Genomic DNA, 21544 nt, shown 5'->3' with positions numbered 1-21544 from the left:
GACTACAAAATTGCGCTTATAACTCAATCGGTGTAATGGAAAGCGTACTTATCTTACTAAATACTTTGCCTGTGATGAACCAAGCTTTTTAGCATTTTTATCATCAATCTTTGTTTCAATAAATTCGATCCCCGCTTTTTCCAATCTGATTCGATTTGAATTAAAATGCTGGAAATCAACTAATACAGGCTGCTTACTTTTCTTCATTTCGTGAAGCTGTAGATTTACTTGGACATTGAAGAATGTTTGAGCAATCGTTTGAGTAGCCCCTACTAGCAACAGATTTATGGAAAGAGTACAAATCAAAAACCAACTTGCGTACTTCGTAAATTGCTTATCAGTTTCCAATCCTACCATTGCAATGAGAATGGGTACGAACCACAATTGAGGAACGTATCGCGCCCACCAACATTCAGGATTTATAAATACCGTCAAAAGAATGATTCCACTTACTATTAATACAGGCTTTGCTAATTGTCTACTTCGAAGGAAGAGAGCAAATGAGACAAGGCAGGCTAGTAATACAGCTCCTCCAAACAGAGGACCAAATCCCGCTAAACGAGCATCAGCCCCAATAAAAGCTTGAAATTCCTCAAATGCTACAGTGAACGGCCATTTCATTGTGCTTTCATTAGGTCTTATAATATTTTCTGACTTGGCAAATAAAGATACAAAGAACTTTTCGAACTGATTTTTCCCTTGAAAGTCGGCTGGACTATTAGCTGTCATAATATCTACAGCATGTTCACCGGCTAATGGATAAAATGGATGTCCCTTTGCTAAGAAATTGGTAACGTAGGGATTATAACCAACGATTGCTACCGCTACGAGGCCGCTTGCGACAAGAGAAAGCAGTAGCTTTTTCCAATGTCTATGTTTATCGTACAAGAAAAATAAAACAAGCAATCCACCACATAAAAGAACTGCGTATACAAGAGCGGTGAACTTAATAGCCGTTAGCAGGATAATGGCCGAGCATAGCCCTACTAAAATCCATGGATTAAAACGTTTAAATAAGAGATACCCCAAGGAACAGATGATAAGTACAAGAGATGCTAATTGTCCATCAATATAAAAGGTGACCAGCTGTGTTATCACGACTGGATTGCAGGCCAGAAGTAGTGAGAGGAAGACCGCACGCCTTTTTTTCTCAGGATAGGTATCAAGAATTGCAGCCAAGCAAAGAAAAAACGAAGCAAATAAAAGAATAAAGTTAAACATCTTACTTCCTTCAATTTGATCCGTCAATTTGTACATGACGGTATCAAGCATCCATGGACCTTTTGTGTAATGATTAATCCATAGATGAAAGGGAGTACGGATGTCTTCTCCACTTGAATTATCAAGCTTTTGGGCATCGGTTATGTTTAGTAAAGGTTGGTCATGAACGGGATTCCAGCCATTTTTTAATAGAATAATCGCTTCTTGATGGTAGGTCTGACCATCCCAAGATAGATCATATGTAGCAGTACTAGTATACCAGCTTATTCCAAAAATCAGTCCTAATCCCATTAGCAAAGAAAAAAACATGGTTGCCCTACGAGATGTAAAGAATGTATGTGTCATAACTAGGAGGCAGACAATACTTGCACATACAGCCACCCAGAAGCTAGTCGTTGAGATGGATACACCAAGCAAAAATAAAATCGATGTAGAAAGTACAATTCCTAATAAAAACAGGAGTAAGACAATTCCTATTACAAGAGAGAAGTTAGGTGTTCGGCTCTTCATATCTTTTCTAGTTCCCTCCTAGGCTGAGTAGTCCTGAGACTATTGGTGACAGAAGATGCAATAGCAGTCCTACTAAAACTCCTAAAACAATACCTCCGAGGATTTCCCATTTTGTATGTCCCATACTTTCACGTAAGGTTTCTTTTTCCTCAGCAGTTGCATGGTCTTTTACCAACAAATTAATAGCGGTAGCATGCTTGCCGACAGCTCTCCGCAGTCCGGTCGCATCAATAATAATGATAAAGGTAACAGCGATACCTAGACCGAAAATGGGGTTGGAAAAGCCTTCATTAAGCCCAATTAAGCTGATGGTGGTTACCATAACTGTTGTATGTGTACTAGGAAAGCCACCATTTCCGATTTTCTTTCTTGCTTCTTTCCCAAATTGTACATAGTTGATCATAAATTTAATCGTACCGGATACTAACCAGCCGATAAACGGTGCCAAAACGTATAGCATAAACAATTCCTCCGAATAGATACTAAGAACGTGAAATTACAATGACGCCAATAACAATAATAGCTAAACCAATCAAGCGAACGCCTGAGACAGGCTCTTGAAAAATCCATACAGAAAGCAGGGCTACGAGAACATAGCCCAAAGCAGCCATAGGATAGGCGTAGGAGAGCTGTACTTTTTCAATTGCTGCAATCCAGACAAACGCTGATATTCCATAAAGGGCAAGCCCGACCATAATTGGAATATTGGTTAGATATTGCAATATTTTCATCCAAAACACATCGCTTTTTCCAGAGAGAGCAGAAGCTCCCATCTTCATAGCGACCTGCCCGCATGCACTAAGAATGACTGAAATGAATATAAGAACTTGCGATGGCATAAATGTTTACACAACCTATCTATATTGTTTATTCAAAAATAAGGATAATACTAGCTACTGCAACCACATATAGCAGGACAGTGACAAGAATCGGTTTGTCCTCTAACAATACTTTTTCAGGGCTTCCTCCTTTGTTGCCCATCATAATCAAGTAGAGATAGCGAAAAATACCAAAGATCACAAATGGAATTGTCCACATAAGCTGAATGGTTCGTCCAGAAGTGAAGGTGAATAGGGAGTAACTGATAATAGTTGCTGAAGTTACAATCGTATTTAATTGATTTAATAGTTCTATAGAATAGTTGTCTAATACTTTACGATGACTTCCTTTTTCTTCCTGTAGCAAATAGAGTTCATGTCGACGTTTACTAATCGCCAAGAATAGGGAAAGTAACATTGTGCACAGCAAAAACCACGGAGTAAAAGGAGTGCCAATCATCAAGCTTCCACCGATTGCTCTTAACACAAAACCAGCAGAAATAATCATAACATCCAGAATAACCACATGTTTTAATTTAAAAGAATAGGCAACATTTATCAAAAAATAGAATAATAAAACACTACCAAACCATAAATCGAAGTGAAAAGCAGAAAACAAAGAAGCTATCAGTAGCCCACACCCAAATGCTAGTCCCAAAAATGGGTTTAGTGCGCCTGAAGCCATAGGACGAAAGCGTTTCTCAGGATGATTGCGATCGTTTTTGATATCAGCAAAATCGTTTAGGATATAGACACACCCTGAAACCATGCAAAATAGAAAAAAGGCAATGAGCGACTTGCCAAGCAGATGGATACTTACTTTATGTAGAGAAAATAAGAGGGCAGCAAACACGAGCAAATTTTTTGTCCATTGCTGAGGACGTAACTGGAGAAGTAATAAAAATAAGATATTTTGTTTTGAAGCAACTCTTTCTTTTAATTTAATTGAATTTGATAACACGTATAAATCCCCTGTCTACTTGTTAATGTACCTCTTATAATTGACGAAATTTGTCAAAAAACCGTTACATAAATTGGATTTTGTTGATTCAAAAAAATCGCCAGAGTAAGAATGAATGTTGAAAGTTTTTTATAGTCTTTGTTGTATATATTTTCTGTTTGTGTAGATTTTTGCAAAAGCTTGCTTTACTATTTCTCTAGGTTTTGTAGCCCTAGCCTACACATGTCCTAGAAGAGTAAGATTTTACTATACGACATACGCAAGGACTAGTACAGGTCGATCTTCATTATGTCGTCATGATATGAGATAGGAACGATAATACGGTTGATCGTTGGGGAGGAGTCGTTACCCTTAGCTAGCTATATTCCATGTAGGTGTGGCAGAACCCTACTTGCCAATCTTTGATCGCTATTTGTAAGCACACTACTACAGCTACGGTTCAAATGAAAAAAATTCCATACATCTCTTTATTAAACCACATTGCACATCAAAATCTACACAATATAAAAAAAAAATGGAGTATTTTCTGAAATAACAAAAGCAATCTTCACAGCTGAAGATAAATAAAAAAAGCGGGCTACCATACAGGATAAACCTGCTTTGGATAGCTCGCTTTTGTGTATCTAAGATTGATAAGGACTATCTTATTTAACCAGTCTTTTATACATATACAACATAGCAACTCGCCACGGGAGAATCATCCCATAAGCAAGGACAAAGAATAAACCTGCTGTTTGCATCGGAGTAAACGTATCACCAACCCAGAGTTTAATCACGAGTCGAATTAGCAGCAGAACAAACAAAACAACGATAAACGCATTGGACCGACGCAAAAAGATATGATTTCCTACTTGTTCAAAGCGGGAAGACAAAATAAGTGGAATAGAGAACAAACACCCAATAAAGAAAGCGATAAAATCATAGCTGATAGGTGTGGTCACGCCCGGATAATGAAACATTGCAAAGCCTGTAGCCATAGCAAGGGGTGGGATAATGATCTTACGTGTAGATACAGGTTTTTTTGCTGAACGCAACCGAACAATAATGACTGTGGTTGCCATGAATAGACCAATAAGTATACTAACTACAGTAGGGGAGATGCCAAGAAATGTATTCATCGTTTAGTACGGCTCCCTTCTCGATTCACCCTAAATATTTACCTTTTATCTTACGTCTATACTACAAAAAAAGAAGAGGTGGTGTAAATACACCCCTCCTCCCTAAGTTTTCTTATCTCCACCTGATTGGTAAAATAGTTACGCCATTTTAACAGGGGGTGCCTCTGAAACCTGTCTGACATCCAGGGCATGTCGCTTGCCGTAGTAATAGGAAAGTCCACCGACAACAAGGGAAGCGAAGCCCATTATGAACAAGTAAGCGTGAATGCCCACTAGATCAAGACACAGACCAGTTCCAGCTAATGCTAGTAAAAACCAGGCTCGATCTAGCATGGTTTTAAAGGAGAAGAATCGGCCACGTGATTCAGCAGGCAATTGTTTTTGAAACAGGGTGGCAGTAAGCGGAACAACGGTCCCAAAGCAGAACCCAAATAGCGTATAAGATAAAAGCAATGGTACCAAGCCATACGACAGAGCCATTCCGATTTGGGATAAAGCGAGCAAAAATAGGAAAAGAGTCGACGACATGACTAGGTTTGTTTTTCCGAAAAAGCGCTTGACCAGAATACCGGCAATGAGCGCTGTGAGTCCTTCTGTCGTATAAATCCAGCCCATCAAACCTGGTACTGCAAGCATTTCACTGAAATTGATAACCAATAAATTAGAACCACCAACGAAATATGAGACAACCAAGGCATTCGTAAGACCAAGACTTAACGTCCGATCTGATTTAAGCAGGGAGAAAACCTCTCGAAAAGGCATTTTGATTACCTTACCAGCTGATTTTAATGAGTTGATTACAGGAATATGAACAGGAAGAATAAATAGAATAAGGACAAAATAGCAAGCTAGTGTGATGCTATAAAGCGTCCACAGTTGCATAAAACCAATTAGGATTCCTCCAATCGCCGTTCCACCAATTCTTGCGAGTGTGGAAGCATTTACATAAAATCCGTTGGCGCGAAGTAATTCTTCGTTTGGCACAATTAAAGGTATAGATGCTTGAGCGGCTGGTTGATAGAAGGTGGCGGCCAATTGGATAAAGATTGATGAAGCTATCATCCAGCCTACGGAATCGTAATGAATCGCAAATAGCATACAAATGGGAGCTAAACATCGAATCAAAGTCGCATAAAACAACACGTTTTTTTTCGAAAAACGATCGATCCATTCTCCTGCTTTCGGAGAAAAGAACAGACTGACAAAGAGCCCCACCATTAATAATAAACCCTTCAAAAAATCGGAATCGAATAAATGTTGCAAAAATTTAAGGTTTCCGATAATTCCAATCCACATTCCTGTACCAGCTATAACCTCACCTATAACCAAGCATAAGTAAGATTTATTCCGTGATAAAATAATGACCACCCCTTAACTTGAATGTGTAGGTAAAATATTCAATGTTATTATTATACCAATATTTACATAAATAGGCATATCTTATTTATGGCTTTTTTCTTATCTATGCGAATTAGTTATTTTTCATTCATCACAAATAGAAAGAGAATAAACATCACACACTAGAGTAGAAATCTGGGGGGAGGGAGTGTTTTGGATTTTACAAGCAAAACTGACAAACGAAGAAGACAGCCCTTATTAGTACTTATATGCTATAGTTGCTTTGCCACCCTCACTATATTTTATGGATTGGTTGAAAAGCATAGCTTATTCATTACCTTTGTTGGGTTTCATCTTGTAACCTGTCTAATCATCCCTATTTTTCATGCCTATTGGGAGGGGAACCTTGCGATAAAATGGAGAGAAGCATGGGGCTTGCACAGGCATCAGGAAAGAAAGCTAAAAGGCATTTGGTGGGGCATCATCTCGGGAGTTTTATTGTTTATACTGATTTGCCTTGGTTTTTATGTATTGCTATGGACAGGTGCATCTACAGAGTGGATGCAAAACAAGCTATTTTCTTGGGGATTGACTGAAGAAACAAAGTGGTGGTTTGCCCTATACATGACAATTGGCAACTCGCTGTTTGAAGAAATGTTGTGGAGAGGCTTTCTGCTCGAACGTTTACTTTATAATATGCAGCTATATAAAGCCATTTTACTTAGCAGTTTTTTTTATTCTTTGTATCATTTTATCATTGGAGTTACGTTATTTGGTATAAAGGCTGGTTTGGTTGCTACTTTCCTGGTTTTTTTGACCGGAATGTTTTGGGCATGGTTAAGGAGAAGGTATCAAAGTATCTATCCGACGTGGATCAGTCATTTATTTGCAGACTGGGCTTTAATGTATACAATGTTACGCAATGTACTATAAAAAGAAGTCCCCTGGCCAGGTGTGAGGAAAACTCTCTGGCCAGGGGAACTATTTTTCGATAGACACAGTTTTCACGAGTTTAATCGTTTTGTCTCCTCTTTTGTATGAGGCTGAGATTGCGTTCCATAATAACCTCATTGCGGTCACGTAGGGTATGCTTGTGTACGAGATAATCATCAGCAGGGGTACCGATACTACCAAAAATCAAACCACGACGACTAGCGAGTTCCTGACACTGCTTCAGAAGACTTTTGTCGGTTAAGGGAAGATTCATGCTGTGATACGTTTTTTTCTCCAAAACAGCCTGTATCCGTTCCTGAAGCAGCTGCGTAAACGAATCTACGTTTATGCCTAAGTGATGTAGCTCAGCTTTATTCAAAATTGCTAAGGAGGATGCATTTTGCAGTAATTTTGTTGCCCCGTTAAAGTTACCACGACGATGGTGATAGAGGGCCACAGCAACTTGAATCAGACATACCCAAGTAGACGTACGTTTTTCTGGAGAGAGTGATTTCCAGTATTCCTCTAAAATCTCATGACATTCAAAATAATCTCGATCAGTATGAAAGTGAAGTAGAAATTCTACATATGCAGAAGGATACATTTGATTCGCTCCTGTTAATCCTTGTTTTTCTCTATTATAATAGATGGACTACCCCGGTGTAGAGCGGGAATACAATTCGTTTAGATAAAGGTGGATAAAAAATGACTCAACAAGAAATAGTAGATACACTAAAAGAGAGACGGATGACGGAAATCCTTGAGCTTATTGGTGATGCAAAATCAGGTGAGCTAGAGGAATTAGAACTAGTGGAGAGTCTTGGACTATTGGCAGATGAAACATTAAATAAAGAAGTAATTCGTTTGTTAGAGGAGCTTGGAGTGAACATCATCTATTTGAGCGGTGATGAAGAAGACGAGGAAGAGGAGGACGAGGACGAAGAAGAAGTTTAAGTTTAAGTTTAAGTTTAAGTGCATAGTGTGAGGAGAATGAAAAAGGCACATGCCAAATACTGGCTGTGTCTTTTTCATTTTTATACAATAGATAAAGCTTATTTTTGTGTCCACACTCGATTTTTATTTCGTGTAGCAGGGAATTTCTCCCCTTTTTTTAAGGTAATAATCATTGGGTCCTCTACCCCAGAGCCTGTTTCTCCAATTTCAATATAGACCTGATTTTTCGGTGATTTCTCTCCCTCATGAAACCGGCTATGTTCGCCCATGCCTCCATCACCCCTTTTCCATATGTTATCTATAGTATCTCCTAGAACAAATAGACCCATGTATAAAAAAAGACCCCAAAAAATAGACGATTGTCACCGGTATATTAGCTGATTTTCACTGAACTAGACAGCTGTACCAATCACAAACATCAATCTGTACATAATTTGTTAACGTATCAGACAAAGAAAGGATGATGAGTTTATGGGTTGTGGATGCAGAAGAAGAAGAAGACATGGTTGTGGTCATTGTGGAGGGTTCCGCGATTTCGATGGTGGCTTCGAAAATTGCTTTACTACGAAACATTGGAGAAAAGTTTGCAAATGTGTACCTTTCCACAGAACAGTTTGTGAAGCACCAGCTTTTGATGGAGATGGAGATGGGGACTGCCACGGACATCGCCACCGACACCACCACTGTCATAAAAAATACTAGTTAATTTTGGGGGAGAGAGGCGCTTTTTAGGCGCTTCTCTTGCTTTTTTCGATGTTATTGATGACAGAGATCCCCTCATGATATAGAATCCCTGTCCATCATCTACTATGCATCTGAAATATCCGTAACAGAAGCCTTGTCCAGCAAAAGCAGAAGTGATATGATATACATAAATCCTTAGGTAACATTTCTATAATAAGTTGATTCCGATCAGCATTTGTGATAGGATTTCAAATACATATGATGTGTAGCATATTCCTGCGATGTGCGTTGAGCTAATATGTTTTTAACCTTAAGTGTTTCTAGGGAGACAGAACGCTGTTACCTAATGTCAGGCCCACCTCCTGTATGGGACGCTGGGAAGGCAGAAGGGCGGCTGAGTCACCCACCTGGTCTTTCAGGTTAAAAGAAACATGTATAGCAAGACGGCAGAGCGGGGCGTTATACATACGAAACAAAAAACCTGAAGCAATTGCTTCAGGTTTTTTGTTGTGTAACAAAGTGTTACTCTCATTGATATTGCTGTTTGTTTTTGGCCTTTTGGTTACTATTTTGATCTTTGGATGATTTTTTTGGGGATTTATCCTGTTGTTGCTGATTTTGATTTCCTTGCTGGTTTTGCTGATCGTTCGTATTTTCGATACTTACGATTGTAAGCTGTTGTTCCAAATCGGTTTGTTGTTTAGCATCTGTTACGATTTGGTACATTTGCAAAAATGTAGCCTTTTGCCCCTCAGGTATTCCCTTGATTCGGACAACCATTTCTTGTGGCTCATTTTGCTGCTGAGATTTATTATCTCTTGAATTACCGGTTTCCTGCAAAACATCCCCACCAAGAAAATTGAGAAAATCGTTGTCGTCATCATCGTGGCTATGATCCTGATAATTCTGTCCGGCTCCATTTTGATTTCCTTGCTGGTCTTGCTGCTGTTTTTTATCCGGCTCAAATAGAATACTGAACTCATTCATATCTGTTTGCACGATCCCGATTACTTCCACGTTTTCACCCTCGTTCACTACGTTAATCTACGCTTATGTCATATATGTAGTATGAAACGGAAGCGGTGTAGATATACAGTTCATGGATGAACAAAGAGTCGTGGATCTAGCATTTACTTTTGTTCGTATGCTGAATTATTTTTTAGCTCAGCAACTAAGGTAGCATCTGGAGTAACAAATAACGTCTTTTGTTGCTCATAGGTTACATAGCCAGGTTTAGCACCACTTGGTTTTTTTACATGTCGGATCAGGGTATAATCGACTGGCACTTTACTGCCTTGCTGAGCTTTGCTGAAATAGGCCGCAAGTATGGCTGCTTCATATAAGGTTTGATCACTTACCGTGCGCGATCTGATTACCACATGGGAACCAGGGATATCTTTGGTGTGCAACCATGTCTCAAAGCTAGTCGCCAATTTATTGGTCAGATATTCATTTTGCTTATTATTTTTACCGACTAACAGCGTGGTACCATCTGAAGAATAGTAGGTATCGAGTGCTGGGGCCGTCTCTTTTTTCTTCTTGGAACCGCGTCTGTTTCGATTGCGCAGATAACCTTGCTCCACCAATTCTTCCCGAATTTCTTCTGCTTCGACTAAGCTAGCGTGAGCCAATTGTACAAGAATGCCATCTAGATAGATGACTTCTTGTTCAGCCAAGCTAATCTGCTCTGCTATGAATGCTAGGCTTGCTTTCGCTTTGTTATATTTTTTATAGTAAGCTTGCATGTTTTCCGACGGTGTTTTTAAGGCGTCCAGCGGAATGACAATTGTCTCAGCATTTTCACTGTACCAGTTGGTTGCAATAAGCTCAGTATCTCCTTTTTTTGCTTGATGCATATGAGATAGAATCAGTTCACCATAAAGCCGAAAACGTTCGGCCTCGTGCGCATCCTCGATAGAATGACGTAGCTTTTCAATTTTCTTCTCGTTCTTGTTCTTTTCATTTGTTACCAATCGTAATAGATCCTGTACCTTTTGCTTAACCACGTCTCGCATTGCCTTATGCTCATAAAATCGTTGTAAGCATTCGCTGATCGATGGGAATGTTTCAGTTTCTCTGACTCCCAAATGTGTGAGGGAAGTGATAGAGAAGGCAGCTTTATCACTGGTCGTCTCAATCACAGGTTCATAACGGTGGAGAGTCATTTGTTGCATAAAGCTGGAGAATTCATGCCAAATTGCATCACGTGTAGGTAGTGCTGCACGAGAAACAAGCTCTCTGGCTATCAAGGGGCTAAGCCCGCTAAAACGCTCGACCAGCTGTTTGTCCAATTTTCCTTCGTTCCATTGAAGAGACATCACAAAATCTTGCTCACTTGCGGTAAGTGGGTTCAGCTTATTTTGGGCAGGAGGAGCTACATAGGCTCGACCTGGTAATACTTGTCGATACTGGCTAACTCCATGAGAAACATGGTGAATTCCATCCAGAATCATGTTTGTTTTCACATCTAGCAGAATGATATTACTATGTCGACCCATGATCTCAACCACAATTCGTTTTCTGGTGGTATCTCCCAGTTCATCGCGGGATTTTAGATCAATATAGATTACACGTTCCATTCTATCTTGTGTGATGGCTTCAATTACGCCATTTTCGCAATGCTTGCGCAATAACATACAAAACATCGGAGCTTCCTTTGGATTAATAAATTCCTCTGATGTCAAATGAATGCGTGGATAAGTTGGATTTGCTGAAATTAACAATTTTAAGGTACCTTGGGTTGAACGTACCTGCATAACGATATCGCTTGGATGCGGTTGATGTATTCGCGTAATACGGGCCCCTACGAGCATGGATAGCTCATGGACGACCGCTCTAGTTACTAATCCGTCAAAAGCCACATTCTTCACCTCTTGCTTCCTCTACCTAGCAGTAGCTATTTCCTCAGTGTAGCATACAGGGAAGATCAACCCAAGTAGGAACAGCAATTTTGTAACGGGAAGTCAAGTTGACACTAGGCTGTATTCTCTCCTATAATAAATTAACGATTTTATGTCTGTGGGTGGAACCAGATGATTTCTATGACAGGCTACGGCCGAAAAGAAATAGAACGTGGATCTATGCGTTTAACGGTGGAAATGCGCGCGGTCAATCATCGTTTTTGTGAGATTATTGTTCGTTTGCCCAAAATTTGGACCATGCATGAAGAACGAGTGAAAAAGCGGATTGCAACGAAAGTGCGCCGTGGGCGAGTGGATGTTACCGTCTCGCTAGAAGCCGTTCGGGACGAGTCTTCCGAGGTTCAGATTGATTGGAGCACAGCGCAATTTTATGTTACGGCAGCCAATCAGCTAGTGGAACGTTTTGGTTTGCCTGAGACTCTTCACGTGAAAGATCTGATGCGTATGCCTGGTGTATTGATAGAAGCCAGTGTACCTGAGCTTTCTGATGAAGAGGTGGAACAGTTATTAGATGAGGTAACAGATGCTGCTTTAGCTGAGCTCTATGTCATGAAGAGTACAGAAGGGAGTCTCTTGCAGCTTGATCTGATACGACGCCTCGAATACATTAAGTCAACGACCCACACTTTGCAGGATATTGCTCCTGAAGTACGAGAGCAGTATCGCAATCGCCTGAAAAATCGCCTTGATGAAATCATGGAAGATCATATGCTAGATGAATCTAAAATCTTTCAAGAGGTGGCATTATTTGCTGAAAAGGCCGATATCTCCGAAGAAATTACGCGTTTGTTAAGTCATTGTGAGCAATTTTTGGAACAAATACATAGCTCGGAGATTATTGGACGCAAATTGGACTTTCTATTGCAAGAGATGAACAGAGAGGCTAATACAATCGCGTCAAAAGCGAATCATTTACAGATTCAGCGCTTGGCAGTTGAAGTGAAGACCGAACTGGAAAAAATGAGAGAACAAGTGCAGAACGTTGAGTGAGGAAGGGTGCCAATCTCTATGGGGATTAAGTTGATAAATATCGGGTTTGGAAATATCGTGAATGCAAATCGCATCATTTCGATTGTAAGTCCTGAATCCGCACCAATTAAACGAATTATACAAGAAGCAAGGGATCGCAATATGCTTGTTGATGCTACGTACGGACGCAGAACGCGTGCTGTGATTATCACAGATAGTGATCATGTCATTTTATCAGCGGTACAACCGGAGACGGTTGCCCAACGTCTAACCAATAAAGATGACGAGTCTGATGAATAAGGTAGGAGTTGAAACAAAGATTATGGATAAGGACCACGGCCTTCTGTTAGTTTTGTCGGGGCCATCTGGAGTGGGTAAAGGAACGGTTTGTAAAGCACTTCGTGAATATATGCCGCAACTTATCTACTCTGTATCTGCGACAACCAGACAACCACGTGTGAACGAAGTGGATGGGGTAAACTATTTCTTTAAAGAAAAAGAAGAGTTTAAGCGTATGATGAAAGAAGATGAGCTTCTTGAATGGGCAGAGTATGTTGGTAACTACTATGGAACACCTAGACGTTTTGTAGAAGATACGCTCGCTACTGGACGAGATGTCATCCTAGAAATTGAAGTGCAAGGAGCCATGCAGGTAAAAGAAAAATTCCCGCAAGGCATTTTCTTATTCTTAGCACCTCCTGATCTGGAAGAGTTACAAAACCGCATTGTTGGACGTGGTACGGAAACGGAAGAATCCATTAAGAATCGGATGGCGATGGCGCGTACTGAGATTGAGATGATGAATCATTATGATTATGTTGTCGTTAATGATGAGATCTCACATGCATGTGAAAAGATCAAATCCATTGTAACTGCCGAGCATTTGAAAAAAGATCGTCAGGTTCATAAATTTTTGAAATGGCTTAAGGAGGTATAATACATGTTATATCCATCGATTGATAAACTTGTAGACAAAGTAGGTAGCAAATACACATTGGTGACACTGGCTTCCAAGCGAGCACGTCAGCTTCGTGAAGAAAATGATATGCAGGTTGAAAAACCTTTCTCGAAAAAATTTGTTGGGCAATCGTTAGAAGAGATCATTTCTGACAAATTACCGTACGAGACTCCAGCTGTAAAATAATACTAGAAAAGTCTCTAGACAAAGGTTTGTTATAGGTCGACAAGCTCTCTTTATGTTCAATACATAAAGGGAGCTTGTTGTTTTTGTAGTACTTTTTAGCGTTAATTACTATGAGTATGAAAGTGAGTATGAAAAAACGTTATCAAAAAAATGATAACGTTAAAAAGGCTTATTTTAGGATGTAGGTATAAAAAATCCTATGGCATCAATTTCACTTCCCGATCTTCCAAAGAAACCACCAATATTTGCAGCGTCAATCTCAAAGGGACTTCCCCCGTTTCCACCGTAAGAACCATACGTACGCTTATTTGTCGTAATGGTAAGTTGATCTACACGGCTACCAGTGCGACCAGTAATCCGGATGATATACTCATCATCTTCAAAGAAAACAATGGCTTGAGTGCCTCCATTTCCTCCATGGAATTCTTGTGGGGCTCTTCTTCCATCTAAATAATCGTAAATACCCTGAATAGCATCAATTCTACTGCCATGACGAATGTAGAAGCCTGCTAATCTTTTCACATCAGTATGATCATCATTGAAGGGGCTACCGCCACTGCCACCAAATAGTGTAGATTTTCTCCAAGACATACCTGATCGCTCCTTTTGAAAGTGAACTTTGAATCAATTTAAATATAATCCAATAAATGTAATTTATACATATATTTTCAATTTTATAAATTAGGAGTAATTTTTTACTGTCATTTTTACAAATAAACTGTAACTTTTTTGCTTTTTCTGTGACTAATGTCAGATACAAAAATTCGCAACAGAAATCAGGAGGTACCAATGAATACGTTAAGTATGAATATTATGAACAAACTTTTAATGTGACCCTAAAGCGACTCTATTTCTCCAAAGTTTTTACAAAGAGAAGGCGAGAGCATATAAATTTCAAGAGGTTATGGACTGGTCATATAGTGGAATGAATTACGAAATACAAAAGGGGAGTATGGTTCAATTTTCTCTTCAAGATAAGCAAGATGCTATACGTATAGGGGTTAATGGTAATGGTGAGATTTTTACAATTTTTGTAGACCTTCATAATAAATAAATGGACAACCAAACAAAGTCCTTGCTATTACGCAGGGGTTTTTGTGATTAATCTCAGCTGTGCAAGTTAATGATATGTGAGGAAATTGCTTCATGATGGTGGAGAGGGGAATGTACAATTGGGGCAAAATTGAGACCAAAATAGGTAAAAGAGGTTACAAAAGGTTATAAAAAATATATACTCGAAAGCAGAGAAAGCCAATATAACAATAAAATTTATACGATAACTGTAATGCATGCAAAACACTCAACCACTTTTTGAAGGTTGTTTTTTTGCGTAGGATGGCGTGAAAGGAGCTGTACCATGAGTATCTTACAACATAAAGAGATTGTTCTGGGTGTGTCCGGTGGAATTGCCGCCTATAAAGCGGCGGCCTTAACAAGTAAATTGACACAGGCAGGAGCCAAGGTAAGCGTCGTGTTGACGGCTAATGCTTGCCGATTTGTACAACCGATTACATTTGAAGCATTATCGCATCGCCCTGTTTATACGGATACGTTTACGGAACCGGTTCCAGGAGTAATCTCTCATATAGATGTAGCGGATCGAGCTGACTTGGTCATACTCGCCCCTGCTACAGCTAACATTATCGGAAAATATGCAAACGGAATTGCTGATGATATGCTCTCAACCATGTTATTAGCTACGACTGCTCCCGTCATGGTAGCACCGGCTATGAATGTAAATATGTATAATCATCCTGCTGTCCAAGCTAATATGCAACGCTTGCTTTCCTATGGAGTGACGATGGTAGAGCCTAATGAGGGAATGCTGGCTTGTGGATGGGTTGGCAGAGGGCGCTTGGCCGAACCTGAAGAAATTGTAGAAGCGGCTATTCGTTTTTTTGAACAGAAAGAAGTAACTACGAAATCAGTACATGCAGCATCTCATCAGGACCTACAAGGGAAAAAAATCGTTGTGACAGCAGGACCTACCCGCGAAAAAATTGATCCAGTACGTTATATTTCAAATTACTCGAGCGGAAAGATGGGCTATGCGATTGCAGAAGCAGCTCGTGATCGTGGTGCAGATGTTACGTTAATTAGCGGGCCTACAGCCCTTTCCATCCCTTCTGGAGTTACTTTTGTCCCGGTCGAGTCGGTGCAAGAAATGCTGGATGCAGTCTTACAGGTTTATCCACAGGCGGATGTTGTGATCAAGTCAGCTGCTGTATCTGATTATCGTCCAGAACAAGTGTACACGCATAAGGTAAAGAAAACGGAGAGCGAAGATTTTTCGCTTTCATTAGTAAAAGCTCCAGATATTCTTCGTACGTTAGGAGAACAGAAAACACATCAAATGCTAGTCGGCTTTGCAGCGGAAACGCAGGAGGTCGAGAAGCATGCGCTAGATAAAATGCGTCGCAAAAACTTGGACATGATTGTAGCAAATGATGTGTTACAGGAAGGTGCTGGTATGGGTGTTGATACCAATATTGTAACGATCTATCAACAAGATCAAGCACCTATTCGTCTCAATAAAATGAGTAAGCGGGACGTAGCGGAACGCCTTTTAGATGCAATGAAACAGAATTTGCAAGCAGGAGTTCAAGAGTCGTGATGCCACATGAGTAATCATCAAATGAGAGCAAAAGTCATTGTAGATGTCCCAACAATTCGCACCAATCGACCGTATGACTATGCTGTTCCCTTGTGGCTACAGCCGTTGATTGCAGTGGGAAGCCGTGTTGTTGTACCATTTGGGCCTCGTAAGGTTCAAGGGTATGTCATTGGATTGATACAAGGGCAAGAGATAGATCATGACCCCGATGGTCCGGGCATGTTAAAAATAAAAGAAGTTGAAAAGGTATTAGACGATGTTCCGCCACTCTCCCTTGAATTAATTCATTTGGCAGAATGGATGAGCCATCGCTATTTATGCCCACTTACTATGTCGATTGCTGCGATGTTGCCGGCGGTTTTAAAAGGTAAAACAGAAAAATGGTACATGCTCGCAGATGAAGTGAATGAAGAACTAGTAGCAAAACATCCTTTGTTACACTATTTAGTACATCAAGGAAGCCTGTTGCAAGCAGAAGCAGAGAAACAATTCCCTGTAGATAGCAAGCTAGTTCCCAAATGGATTAAAAGTGGATTAATCGTTAGTGAATATCAGGTGAAAGATCGGCTGACACATAAAAAAGTAGCGCATATACAGCTAGCAATCGATGAGATAAGAGCATGGGAGCTCATGGAGAACATACCAAAGCGTTCCTATCGGATGCGAAATGTACTTGAATTTCTGTTGAATCAGCAACAGGCACAAGAAATAAGAGAGTCATATCCAATCAAGGATGTAATAGAGAAGCTATCTATTACACGTTCGACGCTTACAACGATGCAACAAAAAGGCTGGATAGCGATAGAGCAGAAAGAAGTAGGCAGAGATCCTTACGCCAATCGTACTTTTTCACCACCGCCAAAGCATATATTGACGGAAGAACAGGAACATAATTTAGCGGCCATTTTGCGTTCCATCGAGCAAGAAGAATATCATTCCTACCTGCTACATGGTGTAACGGGTAGCGGTAAAACAGAAGTGTATATGGAAGCAATTGAACATACGTTAGCGAAAGGTCGAGAAGCAATCTTTTTGGTGCCTGAAATTTCGTTGACACCTCAGATGGTAGAGAGAATCAAGGGACGTTTTGGTGATAATGTAGCTGTATTACACAGTGCGTTATCACAAGGAGAGCGATATGATGAGTGGCGCAAAATTTTGCGGCAGCAGGTACAGGTTGTAGTCGGAGCTCGTTCGGCCATCTTTGCTCCTTTTCGTAATCTGGGTCTGATCATCATGGATGAGGAGCATGAGGGTTCCTATAAACAGGAAGAGACTCCAAGATACCATGCTAGGGATGTGGCCATGTGGCGAGCACAAACCAATAAAGGTGTGCTTATTATGGGGAGTGCTACACCCGCTTTGGAAACCTATGCATTGGCAACACGAGGACGCTATGACTTGTTATCCATGAAGTCGCGGGTAGGGAATAGACCTCTTCCAAAAGTACATGTGGTTGATATGCGGGAAGAGATGAGAGATCAGAATCGATCCATGTTTAGCAGGACCTTGCATCAAATGATTGAGGATCGTCTTCAAAAGCAACAACAGATTGTTATTTTTTTGAATCGTAGAGGCTTCTCTACTTTTGTCATGTGCCGTTCCTGTGGATATACATTGGCTTGTCCACATTGCGATATCTCACTTACTTATCATCGAACAAATCATACAGCTCGCTGTCATTACTGTGGGTATACCATTTCTCAGCCAAAGCATTGTCCAGAATGCCAAAGCGATCACATTCGTTTTTTTGGTACAGGTACACAAAAGGTCGAGGAAGAATTGGCTAAATTATTTCCCGGTGTTCGCGTCATTCGGATGGATGTGGATACCACTTCCAAGAAGGGAGCACACGAAGCATTACTGAACAAGTTTCGTACTGGTCAAGGTGATATTTTATTAGGTACACAAATGATTGCGAAGGGTCTTGATTTTCCACGTGTAACGCTAGTGGGAGTAATAGCGGCTGATACTTCCTTATACCTGCCGGATTTTCGCGCGGCAGAAAAAACGTTTCAGCTTCTAACCCAGGTAGGGGGGCGAGCAGGTCGTCATGAGCTTACTGGGGATGTAGTTGTGCAAACATATACACCTGAACATTACAGCATCCAACATGCAACTCGGCACGATTATGAATCCTTTTATCAAGCTGAGATGATCCATCGTAAGAAAACGGGCTACCCGCCATTCTATCGTCTAGTCTTGATTACATTCTCGCATGAAGATGTTCCTATGGTGATTCGGGCTGCGGAACAGTACGCTGCTTATCTACGACCGCGGCTGGCACAGACAACCGTTATATTGGGGCCTGTGGCCTCGCCAATTGCCCGGATCAAAGATAGATTTAGGTTTCAGATCATGTTAAAATATCGTGATGAACCGAAAATATTTGATCTATTGGCGCAAACTACGCTACATTTTGATGATTGGATGAAACAAAACAAAGTGTTGTCCACGATAGATGTCGACCCACAGATGCTACTCTAATCAGATCAAATGCTACTTATGTTGGATATAGATAAAGGAGGCCTTTTTATGGCAATTCGCAACATCGTAAACCATCCTGATCCTATTTTAAGAGAAAAAGCAATACAGGTAACGAAATTTAACAGTAACCTGCACAAATTGCTTGATGATATGAAAGATACAATGTACGAAGCAAACGGAGTAGGGATTGCGGCCCCACAGGTAGGTATTTCTAAAAGAGTATTCGTGATGGATTGCGGCGATTTCTATGTAGAAGCGATCAACCCTGAAATCATTGAGTTTAGCGGTGAGCAATTTGAGAATTATCCGGAGGGGTGTCTAAGCATCCCAGGCCTACATGGTGATGTTCGTCGCCATATGCTGGTGAAAATGCGTGCACAAGACCGTGACGGTAACTTCTATGAACTAGAGGTAGACGATCTAGAAGCTCGTTGTATTCAACATGAACTGGATCACTTGAACGGTGTTTTATTCATTGACATTGCCGAAAAAGTATATCCTGCAACAGAGGGCAAGGAAGGGGTTTAGGGTCTTGAAAGATACTCGAATTCTTTTTATGGGAACCCCTGATTTTTCTACACAAAGCTTGCAAGCCTTAATCACGAATGGCTATCAGGTTGTAGGTGTTGTCACACAACCGGATCGTCCGGTCGGCCGAAAACGCGTGCTGACCCCTCCTCCGGTAAAGGAGCTAGCACTTCGTTATGGGTTACCTGTTTATCAGCCGGAAAAAATTAGGGAGAGCGAAGCCGTTCAAAGCGTGTTGGATGCCACTCGTCCCGATTTGATTGTAACAGCTGCCTATGGTCAAATTTTACCTACCTCATTATTGGAAGCTCCTAAACATGGATGCATTAATATACATGCCTCCTTGCTACCAAAATATCGTGGCGGTGCGCCAATTCATGCCAGCATTATCAATGGCGAGAAAGAGACAGGGGTTACCATTATGTATATGGTACAAGCTCTGGATGCAGGTGACATGATCTCGAAAGTGATTGTGCCGATTGAAGAGCGCGATACAGCAGCTAGCATGTTTGAAAAGCTAGCAACAGCCGGCGCAGATTTATTGATCGATACGTTGCCAAAGCTATTGAATGGTGAGATCACACCAGAGCCACAAAACCATGAGGAGGCTACCTTTGCGCCTAACATTAAGCGTGAGAACGAGCGACTAGATTGGAATAAATCGGCTCAGGAAATTTATAATCAGGTGCGTGGTATGAACTCATGGCCTGTTGCCTTTACTACGTTTGAAGAAAAAGTGTGGAAAATTTGGTGGGCAGAAGTGGTGGAGCTAGCTGGCCAATTAGCTACCCCTGGAACCATCATTGACCGAACAGAAGATGGCCTAATCATTGCTTGTGGAGCAGGAAGTATTATCTTGAAAGAAATCCAACCAGAAGGCAAAAAGCGAATGAGCGTGTATGATTTCTTACGCGGTGCAGGCGCTTCCATTGCTTTAGGTTCGAAAGTAGGAGAATAGATTCGTGTCAAAAACGAGAAGTACAACAGCGCGTGAAGTTGCTCTAGATGTTCTGGTCCGAGTAGAAGAGAACCAATCCTATAGTAACCTAGAATTAAAATATGCTTTAAGTGAAGCAGGTCTTTCCAAAGCAGATATAGGTTTGGTAACCGAACTTGTTTATGGAACAATTCAACGCCGAATGACGTTAGATGAAGTGATTGGTCAATTTGTAAAGGGTGGCACAAAAAAACTCCAGGGCTGGGTTCTACAATTATTACGGATGAGCTTGTATCAGGTTCGTTTTTTGGATCGTGTTCCAGATCGAGCAGCTGTACATGAAGCAGTTGAAATTGCTAAAAAGCGCGGACACAAAGGCATTTCCTCATTGGTAAATGGGGTTTTGCGCAATATCCTTCGCCAACCAGAGGCATGGGAGAAGCTACCTAAAGGTGTAACAAAACAAATTGCGGTAACTGAGTCACATCCAGAGTGGCTGGTAAAGCGTTGGATTAAACAATATGGTGAAGAAACCACCAAAGCAATTTGTAACAGTAATAACCAAGCGCCTATGCCAACCATTCGAGTGAATCGTTTGCAAACATCAGCCGATGCGTTGTTACAAGAAATGAAAGAAGCATTCCCGGAGGCTACAAAATCTGAGCTAACGCCAGATGCCCTGTTGTTACACAGTGGGCATGCAGCAGGCTCTTCTTGGTTTCGAGAAGGATTTTGTACCATTCAGGACGAAAGTTCTATGCTAGTAGCTCCTGCTTTGCACCTTACTCCAAACCTGCGAGTTCTGGATGCTTGTGCGGCTCCAGGGGGGAAAACGACTCATATTGCAGAGCTGATGAGTAATCAAGGAGAGATTCTAGCTTGCGATGTACATCCTCATAAACGCGAGCTAATTGAGCAAAATGCTAAACGCCTAGGAATTAATATTATTACAACAATGGTAGCGGATGCGGCCGATTTGCCAGATCGTAACGTAGGTCAATTTGATCGGATTTTACTAGATGCTCCGTGTAGCGGATTTGGTGTCATTCGTCGCAAGCCTGACCTGAAATGGAATAAGACAACAGAGGATATACGAGCGATCTCTGAGATTCAGTATGATTTACTGGAGCGCGTTGCTCCTTTACTTAAACCAGATGGTTATCTCGTTTATAGTACATGCACGATCGATTCTCAGGAAAATCAAGATGTGGTGGATCGTTTTATCGCTCAATATCCAGAGTTTGAGCTGGACAAAACATTGACAGAAGACCTACCTACAGGCATAACCGAAAAAGTGGATGCAACGAAGGGGTATGTACAGATTTTGCCACACCACTTTAATAGCGATGGATTCTTTATTGCCAGATTAAAACGTGTTCGTACTTAAATTAAATACTGAACTGGTTT

At 40.8% G+C, this 21544-nt stretch carries 23 protein-coding genes and 1 other RNA gene; 13 read left to right on the top strand and 11 right to left on the bottom strand.

What is annotated here, in order from left to right:
• Positions 1 to 48: 48 nt before the first annotated feature.
• From BrL25_RS02650 to BrL25_RS02625, 6 genes are all read right to left on the bottom strand, one after another.
• On the bottom strand, positions 49 to 1731 hold the full coding sequence (locus tag BrL25_RS02650) for a hypothetical protein (protein WP_018671809.1): 1683 nt from the start codon (positions 1729 to 1731) through the stop codon (positions 49 to 51).
• Between the two features lie 7 nt (positions 1732 to 1738).
• A complete protein-coding gene (locus BrL25_RS02645; protein WP_018671808.1) occupies positions 1739 to 2191 on the bottom strand; it encodes a divergent PAP2 family protein in 453 nt (150 codons plus the stop codon).
• A 22-nt stretch (positions 2192 to 2213) separates the two neighbouring features.
• On the bottom strand, positions 2214 to 2510 hold the full coding sequence (locus tag BrL25_RS02640) for an SMR family transporter (RefSeq protein WP_236848089.1): 297 nt from the start codon (positions 2508 to 2510) through the stop codon (positions 2214 to 2216).
• An 88-nt stretch (positions 2511 to 2598) separates the two neighbouring features.
• Entirely contained in the window at positions 2599 to 3510 is a 912-nt protein-coding gene (locus BrL25_RS02635) for a decaprenyl-phosphate phosphoribosyltransferase (RefSeq protein ID WP_018671806.1), read from the bottom strand.
• A 644-nt stretch (positions 3511 to 4154) separates the two neighbouring features.
• Complete coding sequence (locus BrL25_RS02630) at positions 4155 to 4628, bottom strand: CcdC family protein (RefSeq protein ID WP_018671804.1); 474 nt, start codon at positions 4626 to 4628, stop codon at positions 4155 to 4157.
• 138 nt (positions 4629 to 4766) lie between these two features.
• Positions 4767 to 5924: an MFS transporter gene (locus tag BrL25_RS02625; RefSeq protein WP_018671803.1), complete on the bottom strand. Its 1158-nt coding sequence runs from the start codon at positions 5922 to 5924 to the stop codon at positions 4767 to 4769.
• Between the two features lie 255 nt (positions 5925 to 6179).
• Between BrL25_RS02625 and BrL25_RS02620 the strand changes: the two genes are divergently transcribed.
• The gene (locus BrL25_RS02620; RefSeq protein ID WP_018671802.1) at positions 6180 to 6899 is read left to right on the top strand and encodes a CPBP family intramembrane glutamic endopeptidase; all 720 of its coding nucleotides are present in this window, start codon (positions 6180 to 6182) and stop codon (positions 6897 to 6899) included.
• A gap of 79 nt (positions 6900 to 6978) precedes the next feature.
• On the opposite strand, the gene BrL25_RS02615 is transcribed toward BrL25_RS02620, so the two are convergent.
• Entirely contained in the window at positions 6979 to 7503 is a 525-nt protein-coding gene (locus BrL25_RS02615; RefSeq protein WP_018671801.1) for a DUF309 domain-containing protein, read from the bottom strand.
• 101 nt (positions 7504 to 7604) lie between these two features.
• Between BrL25_RS02615 and BrL25_RS02610 the strand changes: the two genes are divergently transcribed.
• Complete coding sequence (locus tag BrL25_RS02610; protein WP_018671800.1) at positions 7605 to 7853, top strand: hypothetical protein; 249 nt, start codon at positions 7605 to 7607, stop codon at positions 7851 to 7853.
• Positions 7854 to 7951: 98 nt separating this feature from the next.
• On the opposite strand, the gene BrL25_RS02605 is transcribed toward BrL25_RS02610, so the two are convergent.
• Positions 7952 to 8122, bottom strand: a complete 171-nt coding sequence (locus tag BrL25_RS02605) for a YjzC family protein (RefSeq protein WP_081621611.1) — start codon at positions 8120 to 8122, stop codon at positions 7952 to 7954.
• Positions 8123 to 8316: 194 nt separating this feature from the next.
• Between BrL25_RS02605 and BrL25_RS02600 the strand changes: the two genes are divergently transcribed.
• Both BrL25_RS02600 and ssrS read left to right on the top strand, forming a co-directional pair.
• Positions 8317 to 8559 (top strand): hypothetical protein, encoded by a 243-nt coding sequence (locus BrL25_RS02600; protein ID WP_018671798.1) that lies wholly within the window; start codon positions 8317 to 8319, stop codon positions 8557 to 8559.
• Between the two features lie 248 nt (positions 8560 to 8807).
• Positions 8808 to 8999: non-coding RNA, 6S RNA (gene ssrS / locus BrL25_RS02595), on the top strand.
• A gap of 66 nt (positions 9000 to 9065) precedes the next feature.
• Here the strand turns inward: ssrS and BrL25_RS02590 are convergent.
• Together BrL25_RS02590 and BrL25_RS02585 are read right to left on the bottom strand one after the other, a co-directional pair.
• The gene (locus BrL25_RS02590) at positions 9066 to 9554 is read right to left on the bottom strand and encodes a hypothetical protein (protein ID WP_018671797.1); all 489 of its coding nucleotides are present in this window, start codon (positions 9552 to 9554) and stop codon (positions 9066 to 9068) included.
• Between the two features lie 113 nt (positions 9555 to 9667).
• Positions 9668 to 11398 (bottom strand): Rqc2 family fibronectin-binding protein, encoded by a 1731-nt coding sequence (locus BrL25_RS02585; RefSeq protein WP_018671796.1) that lies wholly within the window; start codon positions 11396 to 11398, stop codon positions 9668 to 9670.
• A gap of 171 nt (positions 11399 to 11569) precedes the next feature.
• Here BrL25_RS02585 and BrL25_RS02580 point away from each other — a divergent pair, with 171 nt between their 5' ends.
• The 4 genes from BrL25_RS02580 to rpoZ are packed head-to-tail and all read left to right on the top strand — an operon-like array spanning position 11570 to position 13571.
• The gene (locus BrL25_RS02580; protein ID WP_018671795.1) at positions 11570 to 12448 is read left to right on the top strand and encodes a YicC/YloC family endoribonuclease; all 879 of its coding nucleotides are present in this window, start codon (positions 11570 to 11572) and stop codon (positions 12446 to 12448) included.
• Positions 12449 to 12466: 18 nt separating this feature from the next.
• Positions 12467 to 12727 (top strand): extracellular matrix/biofilm regulator RemA, encoded by a 261-nt coding sequence (gene remA / locus BrL25_RS02575; RefSeq protein ID WP_018671794.1) that lies wholly within the window; start codon positions 12467 to 12469, stop codon positions 12725 to 12727.
• A complete protein-coding gene (gene gmk, locus BrL25_RS02570; RefSeq protein ID WP_018671793.1) occupies positions 12720 to 13364 on the top strand; it encodes a guanylate kinase in 645 nt (214 codons plus the stop codon). Before remA ends, gmk begins: the two co-directional genes overlap by 8 nt.
• 3 nt (positions 13365 to 13367) lie before the next feature.
• On the top strand, positions 13368 to 13571 hold the full coding sequence (gene rpoZ / locus BrL25_RS02565; protein WP_018671792.1) for a DNA-directed RNA polymerase subunit omega: 204 nt from the start codon (positions 13368 to 13370) through the stop codon (positions 13569 to 13571).
• Between the two features lie 174 nt (positions 13572 to 13745).
• Here the strand turns inward: rpoZ and BrL25_RS02560 are convergent, their stop codons facing one another.
• Entirely contained in the window at positions 13746 to 14162 is a 417-nt protein-coding gene (locus tag BrL25_RS02560; RefSeq protein ID WP_018671791.1) for a jacalin-like lectin, read from the bottom strand.
• A 766-nt stretch (positions 14163 to 14928) separates the two neighbouring features.
• On the opposite strand from BrL25_RS02560, the gene coaBC reads away from it, so the two are divergent.
• From coaBC to rsmB, 5 genes are read left to right on the top strand one after another with little or no spacing between them, the layout of a single operon-like run.
• Positions 14929 to 16185 (top strand): bifunctional phosphopantothenoylcysteine decarboxylase/phosphopantothenate--cysteine ligase CoaBC, encoded by a 1257-nt coding sequence (gene coaBC / locus BrL25_RS02550; protein WP_018671789.1) that lies wholly within the window; start codon positions 14929 to 14931, stop codon positions 16183 to 16185.
• Between the two features lie 6 nt (positions 16186 to 16191).
• Entirely contained in the window at positions 16192 to 18672 is a 2481-nt protein-coding gene (gene priA, locus BrL25_RS02545) for a primosomal protein N' (protein WP_018671788.1), read from the top strand.
• A gap of 48 nt (positions 18673 to 18720) precedes the next feature.
• Positions 18721 to 19200, top strand: coding sequence for a peptide deformylase (gene def / locus BrL25_RS02540; RefSeq protein ID WP_018671787.1), 480 nt, complete (start codon positions 18721 to 18723; stop codon positions 19198 to 19200).
• Between the two features lie 4 nt (positions 19201 to 19204).
• Entirely contained in the window at positions 19205 to 20158 is a 954-nt protein-coding gene (gene fmt / locus BrL25_RS02535) for a methionyl-tRNA formyltransferase (RefSeq protein WP_018671786.1), read from the top strand.
• Between the two features lie 4 nt (positions 20159 to 20162).
• The gene (rsmB, locus tag BrL25_RS02530) at positions 20163 to 21524 is read left to right on the top strand and encodes a 16S rRNA (cytosine(967)-C(5))-methyltransferase RsmB (RefSeq protein WP_018671785.1); all 1362 of its coding nucleotides are present in this window, start codon (positions 20163 to 20165) and stop codon (positions 21522 to 21524) included.
• Positions 21525 to 21544 lie beyond the last annotated feature (20 nt).

This window comes from Brevibacillus laterosporus DSM 25 (assembly GCF_002706795.1).
GTDB classification, from domain to species: Bacteria; Bacillota; Bacilli; order Brevibacillales; family Brevibacillaceae; genus Brevibacillus_B; species Brevibacillus_B laterosporus.
This window is presented reverse-complemented; position numbering and strand designations above follow the sequence as displayed.